The sequence below is a fragment of the Vibrio sp. QJM3NY_35 genome, assembly GCF_057785915.1.
On sequence record NZ_CM173507.1, the window covers coordinates 2,016,845 to 2,031,292 of the forward strand.

10 protein-coding genes and 2 pseudogenes are annotated in these 14,448 nt (G+C 44.6%); 6 read left to right on the top strand and 6 right to left on the bottom strand.

Annotation, left to right across the window (positions count from 1 at the left end; all coding sequences use genetic code 11):
• Positions 1-8 precede the first annotated feature (8 nt).
• From AC3CH3_RS09090 to AC3CH3_RS09100, 3 genes and pseudogenes are all read left to right on the top strand, one after another.
• Positions 9-1,697, top strand: a complete 1,689-nt coding sequence (locus tag AC3CH3_RS09090; protein WP_019821850.1) for an NAD-dependent malic enzyme — start codon at positions 9-11, stop codon at positions 1,695-1,697.
• Positions 1,698-1,890: 193 nt separating this feature from the next.
• Positions 1,891-2,691 carry a SanA/YdcF family protein gene (locus AC3CH3_RS09095; RefSeq protein WP_029405420.1) on the top strand — a complete coding sequence of 267 codons (801 nt, stop codon included), beginning with the start codon at positions 1,891-1,893 and terminating at the stop codon, positions 2,689-2,691.
• A 197-nt stretch (positions 2,692-2,888) separates the two neighbouring features.
• A pseudogene (locus AC3CH3_RS09100) lies at positions 2,889-3,842 on the top strand (DASS family sodium-coupled anion symporter); the annotation flags it as partial.
• Positions 3,843-3,850: 8 nt separating this feature from the next.
• Here AC3CH3_RS09100 and AC3CH3_RS09105 read toward each other — a convergent pair.
• Positions 3,851-5,158, bottom strand: coding sequence for an IS4 family transposase (locus AC3CH3_RS09105; RefSeq protein WP_488537011.1), 1,308 nt, complete (start codon positions 5,156-5,158; stop codon positions 3,851-3,853).
• A 90-nt stretch (positions 5,159-5,248) separates the two neighbouring features.
• Here AC3CH3_RS09105 and AC3CH3_RS09110 point away from each other — a divergent pair.
• Positions 5,249-5,683 (top strand): annotated as a pseudogene (locus tag AC3CH3_RS09110) (SLC13 family permease); the annotation flags it as partial.
• Between the two features lie 250 nt (positions 5,684-5,933).
• Here AC3CH3_RS09110 and AC3CH3_RS09115 read toward each other — a convergent pair.
• On the bottom strand, positions 5,934-7,229 hold the full coding sequence (locus tag AC3CH3_RS09115) for a GGDEF domain-containing protein (protein WP_488537012.1): 1,296 nt from the start codon (positions 7,227-7,229) through the stop codon (positions 5,934-5,936).
• A 303-nt stretch (positions 7,230-7,532) separates the two neighbouring features.
• Between AC3CH3_RS09115 and AC3CH3_RS09120 the strand changes: the two genes are divergently transcribed.
• Positions 7,533-8,357: a DUF2797 domain-containing protein gene (locus AC3CH3_RS09120; RefSeq protein WP_017063586.1), complete on the top strand. Its 825-nt coding sequence runs from the start codon at positions 7,533-7,535 to the stop codon at positions 8,355-8,357.
• A 110-nt stretch (positions 8,358-8,467) separates the two neighbouring features.
• Here AC3CH3_RS09120 and AC3CH3_RS09125 read toward each other — a convergent pair whose 3' ends face one another.
• Both AC3CH3_RS09125 and AC3CH3_RS09130 read right to left on the bottom strand, forming a co-directional pair.
• The gene (locus tag AC3CH3_RS09125; RefSeq protein WP_488537013.1) at positions 8,468-9,718 is read right to left on the bottom strand and encodes a sensor domain-containing diguanylate cyclase; all 1,251 of its coding nucleotides are present in this window, start codon (positions 9,716-9,718) and stop codon (positions 8,468-8,470) included.
• A 350-nt stretch (positions 9,719-10,068) separates the two neighbouring features.
• On the bottom strand, positions 10,069-10,953 hold the full coding sequence (locus AC3CH3_RS09130; protein WP_050052967.1) for a LysR family transcriptional regulator: 885 nt from the start codon (positions 10,951-10,953) through the stop codon (positions 10,069-10,071).
• Positions 10,954-11,185: 232 nt separating this feature from the next.
• On the opposite strand from AC3CH3_RS09130, the gene AC3CH3_RS09135 reads away from it, so the two are divergent.
• Entirely contained in the window at positions 11,186-11,857 is a 672-nt protein-coding gene (locus tag AC3CH3_RS09135; protein ID WP_019821834.1) for a type 1 glutamine amidotransferase domain-containing protein, read from the top strand.
• A 159-nt stretch (positions 11,858-12,016) separates the two neighbouring features.
• Here the strand turns inward: AC3CH3_RS09135 and AC3CH3_RS09140 are convergent, their stop codons facing one another.
• Positions 12,017-13,252, bottom strand: a complete 1,236-nt coding sequence (locus AC3CH3_RS09140; RefSeq protein ID WP_488537014.1) for a cysteine desulfurase-like protein — start codon at positions 13,250-13,252, stop codon at positions 12,017-12,019.
• Positions 13,236-13,892: a 2OG-Fe dioxygenase family protein gene (locus tag AC3CH3_RS09145; RefSeq protein WP_029223539.1), complete on the bottom strand. Its 657-nt coding sequence runs from the start codon at positions 13,890-13,892 to the stop codon at positions 13,236-13,238. Before AC3CH3_RS09145 ends, AC3CH3_RS09140 begins: the two co-directional genes overlap by 17 nt.
• Between the last annotated feature and the right edge of the window lie 556 nt (positions 13,893-14,448).

Consider the following 14,448-nt stretch of genomic DNA (forward strand, 5'->3'; position numbering starts at 1 on the left):
GGCATCCAATGAACAACGATAAACGCCCTCTATATATCCCTTATGCTGGTCCTGCTCTACTAAGTACCCCTCTTCTAAACAAAGGCAGCGCATTCTCTGCTGAAGAGCGCAGTTCTTTCAACCTTGAAGGTTTGTTACCGGAAACAACCGAAACAATCCAAGAGCAAGTAGGACGTGCATACAAACAATATTGTAACTTCGAAAGTGATATGGATAAGCATATCTACCTTCGTAACATCCAAGACACTAATGAAACGCTTTTTTATCGTTTAGTTCAAAACCACATCTCTGAAATGATGCCTATCATTTACACGCCAACGGTTGGCGCAGCATGTGAGAACTTCTCAAATATTTACCGTCGTGGTCGTGGTCTGTTTATTTCATACCCGAACCGCGATCGTATCGATGATCTACTGAATAATGCGACAAACCACAACGTTAAAGTTATCGTGGTTACGGATGGTGAGCGCATTCTTGGTTTGGGAGACCAAGGCATCGGTGGCATGGGTATTCCAATTGGTAAGCTAGCACTTTACACAGCGTGTGGCGGCATCAGCCCAGCTTACATGCTACCAATCGTGCTCGATGTGGGTACTAACAACCCTCAACGTCTTGCTGATCCAATGTACATGGGCTGGCGTCACCCTCGTATCACAGGTGCTGACTACGATGCATTCGTTGAAGAGTTCATCCAAGCGGTTCAACGCCGTTGGCCTGATGCATTAGTTCAGTTCGAAGATTTCGCACAAAAGAACGCAATGCCACTGCTTGAGCGTTACAAAGATCGCATCTGTTGTTTCAACGATGACATCCAAGGCACAGCTGCCGTAACGGTTGGCTCTCTACTTGCAGCATGTAAAGCAGCAAACAGCAAACTGTCAGATCAGCGTATTACCTTCTTAGGTGCGGGTTCTGCAGGTTGTGGTATTGCTGAAGCTATCATTGCTCAAATGGTGTCTGAAGGTATCAGCGATGCACAAGCTCGCTCTCAAGTTTACATGGTTGACCGTTGGGGTCTGCTACAGGAAGGCATGCAAAACCTGCTTGATTTCCAACAGCGTCTGGTTCAAACCAACGAAAACACCAAAGACTGGGAAAGCGACGGCACTGGTTTCTCTCTACTAGATGTTGTTCGCCACGCGAAACCAACAGTATTGGTTGGTGTATCTGGTGCTCCAGGTCTATTCAGCAAAGAAGTCATCAAAGAGATGAACCTGCACTGTGAACGCCCTATCGTGTTCCCACTGTCTAACCCAACAAGCCGTGTTGAAGCGACACCAAACGACATTATTCGTTGGACTGATGGCCAAGCACTTGTTGCGACAGGTAGCCCATTTGAGCCAGTAGTTCACAATGGCACGACTTATCCAATCGCTCAGTGTAACAACAGCTACATCTTCCCAGGTATTGGCCTTGGTGTATTAGCTGTGAATGCTTCACGCATCACTGACGAAATGCTAATGGAATCAAGCCGTGCACTTGCAACGTGTTCTCCACTAGCAATCAATGGCACAGGCGCTCTACTTCCACCATTAGAAGAAATCCACACTGTATCGAAGAAGATTGCTCTTGCTGTTGGTAAGAAGGCGATTGAACAGGGCGTTGCTCTAGAGATCACTGAAGAAGCACTGCAACAAGCGATTGACCAGCACTTCTGGCAGCCAGTTTACCGTCGCTACAAGCGCACGGCATTCTAATAAAGCGTGCTGCGCTCTCAATAAAGCGTACTGCGCTTGGAATAAAGAGCGTTAATTCCTCTTCTAAGAGCCTCTGCCATTGCAGGGGCTTTTTTCTTTACACTGTCTTGTCTTTTTAACTGATTTTTCTCATTTTTATTTGGTATTATCGAGCACTCAAAAAATAATGCTCAGTCAAAGGACTATGCCGAGAGTGAAATTCAATTCTCACATTTGCCGAAACTACTTACTAAAAACATACAAAAAACTGCAAGGTTTTCTGTATGGCTCATTTATTGTGTTCTTGGTAGGCAGCGCTGCGGTTATTGCGATCGATTATTGGGTTTCATGGCAAGCGGAAGATCGCATCATCTACGATATTGATGAAGTGCCCGAGCTTGAGGTTGCAGTTGTGCTTGGCACAAGCAAATATTTGGGTAGAACACTCAACGACTATTATAAGCACCGAATTGAAGCGGCGATTGAGCTGTTCGATCGTGAAAAAGTGGACCAATTTCTACTGAGTGGCGATAACGCTCATCGCTCTTACAATGAGCCGTGGACGATGAAGCGCGACTTGTTGAAAGCAGGCGTCCCCGATGAACGTATCAATCTCGACTACGCGGGGTTCAGAACCTTAGACTCGATTGTTCGCGCCAAAAAGATATTCGATACCGATAACTTCCTGATCATCACTCAAAAATTCCACTGTGAAAGAGCGCTATTCATCGCCAATTCTTACGATATTCATGCGCAGTGTTTAGCCGTTTCAGGACCAACCCACCATTCCGGAACCACGATACGTTTACGTGAAGTGTTTGCGCGTACCAAAGCATTCCTTGATCTGTATATCATGGGGACAACGCCAAAGTTTCTTGGCCCTAAAGAGCCTATTCAACCGAGCCCAAAACCGGAATCATTTCCGATTCCAAACCCTATTACTGACCCCACTGTAAACCCTGTTGTCGACCCTACAACAAGCCCGATTGCAGCCCCTGAAGAGACCGATGTGTAGAAAACTACACATTTTGAATTTGTTGCCTCACACTTCCCCATTGTTAAGCAAAAACACACCAACACTCCTTTATTAACTTGAGTAACATTCTTCCAACAAAGTCTGACCCTACATCAAGCTATATACCTCGAAAATAATAAGCACGACTCAATGAAGTCGTGCACCAATAAAACGAGGATAAACAAAAGGAGCGTCTTATGACGGCACTTGTTACTACACTGAAACACTGGTTGTTTACCCGCAACAGCATGATATTAATTGGTAATTTCACGCTATTTGCTGTTTTGCTTAATACCCTGCCATTCGAAGCGCAAGTGAATACAGGTTTAAGTATTCTCGTGTTCGTTGCCATTCTATGGTTAACAGAAGCTATTCACGTCAGCATCACCGCTTTGCTCGTTCCCTTATTGGCTATCTTGTTTGGTGTATTCAACACGCCCGCAGCGCTGGCTAACTTTTCAAACCCAATCATCTTCTTGTTCATGGGTGGCTTCGCATTAGCAGCCGCACTGAACAAACAAGAGCTAGATAAAGCGATTGCTGACAAAGTACTGCTGATTGCAAAAGGCAGAATGTCGGTCGCTGTGTTCATGTTGTTCGGTGTGAGTGCCGGTCTATCAATGTGGATCTCAAACACAGCCACCACTGCAATGATGCTTCCTCTTGTTCTTGGCATCATGAACAAAGTCGACCAAAGTGAAGACCGCAACACCTACGTGTTCGTGCTATTGGGTATCGCTTACTGTGCATCAATCGGTGGCATCGCAACCTTGGTTGGTAGCCCACCAAACGCAATTGCAGCGGCAGAAGTTGGCTTGAGCTTCACAGAGTGGATGGCACTTGGCCTACCTATCTCAATGATCTTACTGCCAATCGCGATGATTATTCTTTACGTGATGACTAAGCCAAAGCTTGACCACAAATTCGAGCTAGACCATGCCCCAGTTGAGTGGACAAACAGCAAGAAAATCACACTGTCTATCTTCCTTTTAACGGTAACGCTTTGGATATTCGGTAAACCAATCAACGCAATGATTGGCGGATTCTCTAAATTTGATAGCTTGGTAGCGATTGGCGCAATTGTACTGCTTGGCGCTTCTAGAGCGGTGGAATGGAAAGATGTAGAGAAAACAACAGACTGGGGTGTAATGCCGTTCACTTAAGAGTGAACGGCATTTTTGTTCTTAGCATACCGTTGTGGTCTAGGCTTAACTGTTCTAGGGAATGTTCTTTCCCTTCGCCCTTCAAGTATTAAGCTTTCAGCCATGTTGTGAAACCCCTTTAACTGACGAGGTATTGCTCCTGGTGTTGAGTAAGGTAAGCCTACAAGTAACGCTGATACATGAGCTAATGTGCCGTTAAAACTCAGTTGATAGGGAAGGTAATTTCCCTTTAAATTTAAGCAGAGCTCGACCATCTGATATCGGATTAAATTGTAAGTAAGCAAGATACCCCATAACTCCTGCTTGACCAGCTCTGGTAAACGACTTCGCAGCGTAAGACGGTTTCCAAGCATGTATTGTTTTTGCTCTCGGTAGCCTAGCTCTATTTCCCAACGATGTTCATAAAGGCCTGCAATATCTTTTGATGGGTAACGCAGGGAGTCCGTCATGGAGGTTAATACTTGGTAGTCTTTTCCTTTAATTTTACGAGTGACAAGTCGAGCGGTTATCGACTTTGGTAAATCAGGCCATAGCTTTCTAGCTCTTGGGTTACTGTGTAATTGAACAAGTTTGTCATTTCGCCCTAAAGATTGAACAATGTCATATTGTGTATTTTTCTTGAGGGGGATAAGCCAATGGCGCTCTGAGCCAGAGTCTTGCCATTTATGTAATAAACCTAAAGAATAGAACCCCTTATCGAACATTGTCACGCTATGGTTTGGTGTTGTTTCTACCAGTTTTTCAGCTAATACCATTTCGTTTGTATTGTAATTATCAAAGGCACTTGCCGTGATAATGTGACTGCTTAGTTCCATTTGGCAGACCATTCTCACTTGCGGATATTGTGTCCCTTTTTGTCGAGAAAATGCATTTTCATTTTGCGGGTTATCGGGCGTTCGCCAAACAACTCCATCGACGCCAAGCAGCGTTAATCCATTCCACTGAGGTAACTTTGCACTTTTTAACCATGAAGTTGTCATTCGCTCAAAGACCGCTTTAATTGCGTCTTCACCCAACGTCTTTCGACGTTGAGTCAACGCGCTCGGTGCGACAAAAGCTTTACCCGTACGGTCGACAATATCAAGCTGATTAACTAAGTCTTTCATGGATTTATTGTTGTAGATAGCCATTCCAACAAGTAACCAAACCATGGATTCTAGAGTTAATTTCCTCTTTCTCATCGTGACAGTATCAGTAAGAGAATAAGCTTCGTCGATGAGGTCAATTGGAAGCAAGTCAGACAAAGTTTCAACGTTGCTAGGTTTCCAATCATTAATTATGTTTAGAGCTTGAGAAACATCCATAAAAAAATCCAAGTGCATTAAATACACTTGGATTTTGACAGCTCTGAAGGATCGTTCAACCGATCACTTTGGCTCTAACTGATCGGCATTACAGACTGGGGTGTGCTTATCCTGTTCGGTGGCGGTATCTGTTTAAGTAATATTCTGAAAGCGACAGGAACCAGCGTATTCCTAGCACACTCACTAAGCGGATTTTTAGAAACAGCTGGCGTACTGCTTACGATTCTAGCCGTGGTAGCGTTCGTGGTATTCCTAACGGAATTTGCGAGTAACACGGCGAGTGCGGCATTGCTTGTCCCTGTATTTGCGACTATTGCTGAAGCGCTGGGGATGTCTCCAGTTATCTTGTCTGCACTGATTGCGGTTGCTGCATCTTGTGCCTTCATGCTACCAGTAGCCACACCACCTAACGCAATCGTGTTTGGCTCGGGCCACATCAAGCAGAAAGAGATGATGCGAATCGGTATGGTGTTGAACCTAGTTTGTATCCTAGTTCTGACTCTGTTCGCTTGGATCTTCTGGTAAGCACGAACGTCCTATAAGCGCATACTTACAGGAATGCTCTCCCTAAACGGGTTGAACTTCCCCCGGTTCAACCAAGACAAAAATGCCCGTTCAGCGTAAGCAAGCACTGAACGGGCACATAAAAACAAGAAACGCTTTTCCCTTTTGGTGGCCCCGCGCCACCTTTTTTGTTTTTGGCTTTTGGGAGAAGAACCATAAAAACGCCACATATGCACATATGGCTTATAAACTCATCAAAACAATTTTCAGATTAGTGACTCAAGATCACCTGATTTCGACCTGAATGCTTCGCTTGATATAAAGCTTCATCAGCGCGAGCAATGGTCTCTGTCACCCGCTCTTGCTTCATCTCGGCAACACCAATACTGCATGTCAGTGGATCGCCATGAACCCAAAGGTGCTGGCTGACTAAAAGTCGGATTTTCTCGGCCTTTCTTTGTGCTTCGCCAAGATCAGTCTCCGGGCAAAAAACAATGAACTCTTCACCACCCCACCGCACCAATTTGTCGGAAGCGCTGATCGAACTGCCCACCACCATGCTGAATTCTCGTAAGATATGATCACCCATTTGGTGTCCGTATTTATCGTTGACGCTCTTGAAGTAGTCGATATCGAGATACAACATACTCAACTTTCCATGCCCTTGCTTTACCTGCTGAGACTGCATTTTTAGCCAATCACGAATCGCGTGTCGGTTGAGAATCCCAGTCAGTTCATCACGATGAGCCTTTTCTGAAAACTCAAAGTTTTGCTCTCTCAGTGCTCGATTGACGTTCTTTAAGTGATGATGCCTTTTCTCTGCAAGCACCATACGCTTTCTTGAACGGTTTAACTCAGACAATAAGAATACGGTGCCCGTACCAACCCAAACAAACAGTAAGATAAGGAACAAGCTTTCGCCTGAAATATAAGATCCCTCGAACTCAATACTGCGGATGACTATTCTGTGGTGACCCAGTTTCGCACCAGACGCAGTAGCAAATTCAACCATATTCACATTCGAAAACTCAGGTGCTGAGTGCTCTAACGCAATGTCGTTATCCGCCAACCACCATGTCATCACTTGCAGGTTTTTAATCGGAATCTCAATCACACCACCATCGATTCCTGGAGAAAACTCCATTCCGTTGTACTTATGTGTGTACTCGTTATCTGGAACTGAATATGCAGGGTTGTAGTTACGTAGGTAGGTTCTCAAACGGCCACTAGAGTCCGCCTCCGCATGGTAATCAATATTGACTCTAAAGGTGTGGTACTGAGAAAGGTCAAGGCCAGTGGTAATGTCTGGGTTGATACGAACCGATAGGCCGCAATAAGGCCACGGATACTCAGACTTTTTAAGCTCACAGTCGAGAATATACTGGCCATTTTGATAAGATAATTGGGACGTACTGACGCCTCTATCCACTTGATCGCTAGTCGCGATAAATTCATATTTATCAGGGGTTATTGCTGTTATCACACGATTTCCGCTCACACGGTAATACTGCACAATGGCAAGCGTTGCGATAACGAGAAAGATAACAATCTTATGGATCCACTTCACGTCTAAGCTTCCGGCTTAAGATCCCTATAGTTGGGATTTCACGATAAAAAACAAGTCAGATAAATTAGTGATCTTGATACCAATAAATCACTAAAAAACGTTATATCACGGCTGAACAAAATGTCATACTATATTTTTATGCCTATATTTCATTCAGATTATTTACATCGAGAATCAAGTAATATTGCGTATAAAAACAGGTACCATTTGTTATACTCATCGCATAATCATCGTTAACCGTACTGCCTGCTCGCAGCGCAATCGAGTCGACGAAATAATAATCAAAATACAACGAGTAATGTCATGTCTTTATTAGCAAAAGGTACACTCAAAAAGATGAGTGCTTCCCTTGATGGCGCGGTTACCTACCGTTTGCCTGTAGGCGAAGAGTTTGTAGAGCTAAACCCTCTGATTGGTAAAACCATCAACCTCACTCACACTGGCAATATTTTTTGCTGCTCATGTGGTAAGAAAACCAAGAAAAGCTACTCTCAAGGCCACTGCTTTGTGTGCATGAAAAAGCTAGCAAGCTGCGACATGTGCATCATGAAACCAGAGACGTGCCACTACGATGAAGGCACTTGTCGTGAGCCTCAATGGGGTGAAGAGAACTGCATGGTTGATCACTTCGTTTACCTATCGAACACATCAAGCCTAAAGGTGGGTATCACTCGTCACACTCAAATCCCTACCCGTTGGATTGATCAAGGCGCGACTCAAGGTTTGCCTATCTTGAAGGTAAAAACACGTCAGATTTCTGGCCTGATCGAAGTAGAGTTGGCAAAGCACATTGCTGACAAAACCAACTGGCGCACGCTGCTAAAAGGCGACGGCGACGATATGGAGTTGGTAGAAAAAGCCAAAGAACTGTTGCCATTGGTTGAAGATAAAATCCAAGAGATCAGAGCTAAGTTTGGTGACGATGCTATCGAAATTCTGAGCGAAAACATCACTTCACTGAGCTACCCAGTTGAGCAGCACCCAGTGAAGATTGTGTCGCATAACTTTGATAAGAACCCTGAAGTGACAGGCGTACTTCAAGGCATTAAAGGCCAATACCTTATCCTAGATACAGGTGTGATTAACATCCGTAAATTTGGTTCTTACGAAGTTGAGGTTTCTGCTTAATCAGCAGAGCGCCATCACAAGTGTGATACAAAAATGCTCTGAGGCTTCTGCTTCAGGGCATTTTTCATTCCAGATGAGACGATCTGCTTTAATAAAGCAACGTACAAAGACTAGAGCGCGACCACATCTCCATCGACACAGTTCTTGCCGTTGGCTTTCGCGCGATAGAGAGATTGATCGGTTAAGTTCACGAGTGCGTCAATAGTGACACCGTCTTCACAGGCTCGGCTATCACTTATTCCTATACTGACACTCACATTAAATCGAACCTTCTCATCGATTTTGAACTCGGCTTGATTGAACTCTTGACGAATTTGTTCTGAAACCTCGCGCGCAGTTTCAAGAGAGGCATGTGGGATAAATATAATGAATTCTTCACCACCCCAACGGCCTGCTACTCCGCCGACTTTCTCGGCACTGCGCTTGGTAATATTAGCCAAAGCGCAAATGACCTCATCACCAACCATATGACCGTAAGTGTCATTAATCGACTTAAAATCATCGATATCCAGCAGCATACACACAAGGTAGTTGTTAGAGGAAATGTGTTCTCTCAACCATTCATAAATCGCTCTGCGGTTAAGTAAGTCGGTCATTTCATCGAAGTTCGCTTGGTGTACCAACTGCTTTTCCAGCATCACCTTTTGAGTCACATCTTCGAGCACAACCTGAACGGCTGGCTGACCTTTCCAAGTAATCGCATTGTCGTAAATATTGAAGAACCGATGAACGCCGTCAAAGCCAATGTTTTCAACCACGGTACTAGTACCTGACAACTCCCCTGATACGATCGCGTGATAGTGCTTGCTGATGCCATCGGCATTCTGTTTTGGTACCAGTTCAAGGATAGAGTCCAGCTCTAATACTTGCTCGATGGAAGCAGCGCCTTGCATGTTAACCCAAGATTGATTAACCATCAGCGGCTTGAAATCTCGGTGAACCAAGATGCCCTGCCCAGATTGCATGATCATGTCGTGATACATCTTATCTTGCTCACGCACCGCATTTTGCAGCTGAATCGCAGGGGAAAGATCGATCACAGTGACTTGCAGTGCAGGTCTTCCCTGCCACTCCGTCACATGGTCGATAGAAAACACGGTGAACTCTCTGCCATTACGATCAACATTGGTATAGGTGTGAACCTGAGGGTCGCGTTGACCACTGACCGTTTCAAGGTAATTTTGATAAGCTAGAACATGATAATCTTCTGAGATTAAATCTAGAAAGCTATCGATATTAGAAAGTAGTTCTTCGGGCGATTGGTATCCATAGATGCGAGCATAGTTAGCGTCAACACTAACTACATTCATATCTTGAATAGTTATTACACCGTACGTGGATTCGAAATTTATTGAAGACATTGCCAACTCCGCACTCTAGCTATACTTCATAAACTGGAGCATAACAACATATCCTGCCAACGCTTCCACAGAATCTATCACGCGTTAGGGACATTAATATGGTATCTAGTATATCGTACTGTTGAGGGCTTCTCTACAATTCAATCGCTAACACCAGTTATCAAAAGTAGACAAGTCTCTCAATCTGATTACGCGCGTCAAAAAACAAAAAAAGATAACGTATATCTATGTAAGCATTAGCTTTTCTGTTTTCGACCTTAAAGTAGGTAGCTAGCGATAATTACAACTCTTTTCAATTCCGTTAATTATTCACTTCTATCTTGTTGGCTGTTCGCTTAAAACCTCGTCGGTTACTCATTCCAATCCGAAAAATAAGCAACCAAGAAGTCGATCGCTAACCGTGCTCTCTGGGGTAAAAAACGACGATTTTGATATACGACCCAACTGCTGGTTCCTGCTCCCCAATACTCTTCAAGCACCGGGACAAGCTTTCCATTAGTCAGACCGCCATTGAAACTACTTTTGGGAAGGTAAACAACACCAAGCCCCTCTTCACATGCTTTCAGTACTGCACTCGAATTGTTACTGCGCCATCGCCCATGCACTCGCACTGCATTTAACGGTTTGCCCTCTTTCTCAAATAGCCACTGATCACTGTTGGCGATAATACAGCTGTGCATTTTCAACTGCTCAGGGTGAGTGGGCGTACCAAATTGCTCTATATAGTCTTTACTGGCTGCGGCCGCCATTGGGCGATCGACGAGCTTTCTTGCCACCAAACCTGAATCGTCCAATCGGCCGTAACGAATAGCGAAGTCGATACCATCTTCGATGAAGTTAACCATCTTGGTATTGAAATTCATTTCTATGGTGAGCTCAGGATGATCTTTGGCAAACTCCATCAGCGCCGCCGCGACATGATTTTCTGCAAACGCGCCTGCGGCACTCACACGCAAAGTACCGCTAAGCTGAGTTTGTTGAGAAGTCACTTGTTCGTTCGCTTGCTGAAGCCCTATTACTAAGTCTTTGCACTGCTGATAATAGGTGTGACCCGATTCAGTCAGGCTCACCATTCGTGTAGAGCGTGCAAGCAACGCCACACCCACTCTCTCTTCTAATCTTGAAACTTGGCGACTGACATGACTGGTACTGCAACCCAGTTGTTTTGCTGCTGCAGAAAAGCCGTGGCACTCGGCTACTGCAACAAACTCATTAATCCCTTCAAAGCTGTCCATACTTCACCTGTTTACATCTAACGAATTCACATCCGACTAATTCACACCCACTATTGCTATATAGCAATAATGTTTTGCCTACTCGGCATATTATCACTCAAATGGTTTACTACTACTATTACAGGTAACGAAACAGCGGCACCTCTATAAATAAAACGGATGTCTGTCTTAGAAACGCGGATGTCTAAACAACGACGCTGAAACCAAACAAACGTGCTCAAAGGGACGAATCATGAAAAAAATACTAATACCTGTAACTAACCACGCAACACTAGGCGATACAGATCAAGCGAACGGTACTTACGCGCCTGAACTGACTCATGCTCTGAAAGAGATCTTGGCTGCGGGTTTTGAGTACGACATCGCTTCTATCAAGGGTGGTAAAGGTCCGTTGTATGGGACAGATATTGAAGGGGATTCAGTAAACGCGGAGATCTTGGCTGATGATGACTTCCAAAACCGTATTAACAATACGATCCCTGTAAGCCAAATTAATGCAGAAAGCTACGATGCTATCTTCTATCCAGGCGGGTTCGGCTTGCTTTCAGACCTATCAACTAACGAGCAGTTTGCTGCTATTGCGGCTAAACATTATGAAGATGGCGGTGTGATCGCATCAGTATGTCACGGCCCTGCGGCGCTGCTTCCGATTGTTCTGAGCAACGGTGAAAAATTACTAAGCTCTAAATCGGTGACTGGCTTTACTCGCGAAGAAGAGATCGACTTTGGCACCATCAACGACATTCCATTCCTACTGGAAGAGTCTCTTGCTCGTAGCGCTGCGCGTTTCAACAAGGTTCAACCTTGGCAAGAACTTGTGATTGTTGATGAGCGAGTGATTACAGGCCAGAACCCAACCAGCGCACACGCTGTAGGTGCAGCTCTGGTTAAACAACTTTCTTAGTTAAATTAATCGCTTAGTTAAATCAATGGCTTAATAGAATAACTGCCGTTGAACAAACAAGCTCAGTCAAACAAAAAGAGCATACTTCCACCTCAATATTATTGAGAGAAGCATGCTCTTTTCTAATTCTGTAACCATCTAGGTGTTAGTTACTTCTTGCTAGTGACTTCGCAAGATCCCTTCAAGCACATTGAACAGCAAGTCGATCTCTTCAATCGAGTTGTAATGCATACAACCAATACGCACCACGCCCTGCTCTTCAATACCCAACTGCTTCACCAACCCTAATGCATAGAAGTGTCCGTTCCAAACACAGATATTATGTTCACCCAACTTCTTGGCGATGAACTCTGGAGAATGGTTTTCAAAGGTAATCGCAAACGTTGGCGTTCTTAAATTCGAATCAAACTCGGTTTTCCCGTAAAGCGTTGCCCCTTCAAGGTCGGCCAAGCGCTTAAGGAAGTATTCACTGAGCTGGCTTTCGTGCTTATTATACAACGCGTAGCTTTGCTCTAAACGAGAACGCAATGAATCGGCTGGATCACCTAACTGTGCCAAGTAATCCACCGCCGCAATCACACCAGCAAGGCCTTCAAAACTTTGGGTGCCAGTCTCAAATCGACCTGGGCCGATATTGGTTGCAGGCTCTACCTTGTAAGGCTTTAAAGTATGCAGCCATTGAGGCGCAACATAAGCAATGCCAACATGCGGGCCGAAGAACTTATAAGCCGAGCACGCTAAGAAATCACAATTCAGTTGCTGAACATCAATCAAGTGGTGTGGCGCGTAATGAACGGCATCGACATAAACCTGCGCACCATGCTGATGTGCAAGCTCGATAACTTTCGCCATGTCGACAATAGAGCCTGTCGTATTCGAAGCAAACGTGACTGCGACAAGCTTGGTTTTCTCGTTAAGCAGCGATTCAAAATGCGCCATATCCAAACTACAATCCGACTCGTCTACACGAACTTGGCGAACAATCGCGCCTTTGTCGTCTGCCGCTTGCTGCCAGCTCGATACATTTGAGTAATGGTCTAACGCCGTGACGATAACTTCATCGCCCTCTTTCCAATCGCGGCTGATCGCTCGGCTAAGTTGGAAGGTTAGAGATGTCATGTTCGCACCGAACACAACGTTGCCAGAAGACTCCGCATTTAGCAGTGCTTGCGCCGCTTCTCGCGCTTGCTGCATTAAGCTCGTCGTCTTTTGGCTAGAAAAATAGTGGCCGCCTAGGTTTGAATTGAAATGCCCTAGGTATTCGGTCATCGAAGCTAAAACATTCTCTGGTACCTGAGATCCACCAGGCCCATCAAAAAAGGTCACAGGCTTGCCGTTATGATATTGGCCTAAAGCACTAAACTGTTGGCGCACATCATTAAGAGTGAAGGACATTGCGCGCATCCTTAGCTGTTAGAACAAACACATCCATATAGCCCATCTCATCGTGGTCTATGGTACGAATCGGCTGTGCATTGTGCCAAAGCTTACTGTCTGCCAGCATCGCAACCTCGCCATCACCTAACACTTTTCTAAAGAATGGCGCTTCATGTGAATCTTGATACAGCATGATTTCACCGCCCACAATGTTGTGACGGTTCACACCGATCAAAGCGATATGGTCAAAACCATCTTGGTGAACACCTTCAGGAGCAACCTGAGTCTCTTCAAAAATAGCGGCAATACGAATTTGATGGATTTCGATTTCTTGCCCGTCTTCAAGCCCGTTGGTTTCAATAAACAGTTCACACATTTCCTGCATGCCTTCACTGCCTAAAATATTCGCTTCAATCGGCTCGAACTGGCGAACAACGTCACCTTGAAAGTGATTAATGTTTTCAGACTGAACAAAGTTATGTTTGTCTTGCTCAACGACTTGTCCATTACTGAATTGAACCACCGAGTATCTTCTCAATCGAAACTGGCCATCCGCATGCTCTGTGCTTGGTAGCTTAGAGAATGATGGTGACAACTCCTCAACCGCGTGGTTACTGAGGTGGGTAATATGTAGGGTATTTTCGTGAGCATGTAACATCATCGACTCCTTAATGATTGTTAATTTACTTTCGATATTTAACGTTTTGTTTACATAAAGGATACTTGAAGATCTTGTCAAATCAACATTAAACAATCATTTATCCCGTCAGATTTAATAATTCAGACACTAAATCCAACTTGAAAATCAAAAGCAGTGTATAACACCAGAATAAAAGATGACCAACTCTTAAAACTAGCACACTCCACTAGCTAGTTATAAATCCCTACAAATTTAAATTTAACGATATTATTAACTGGCTAGCCATGTTTCGTATTGTGTCAGCCCTTTCGCTTCAATACGCCAGCCTCCTTGCATGAGCTCAGGCATCACGCTCGCCATCATTCATTTCTATGCTTTTGCACCGCGAAATACGACTTACCTATCAATTGCCAAGCTATTGATTATTTACACAACAAACTGAAATTGGTTAATTTATGAGTACGCCAGAAACCAAACGCCTTTGCTTGCGCGTCTGGAACAGGTCGAGTTCGGGGGGAACTCGGCCGCCCTCAAATCAATTTGCTTTCACGAAGTCGTTTCTCTTACCTTTCAA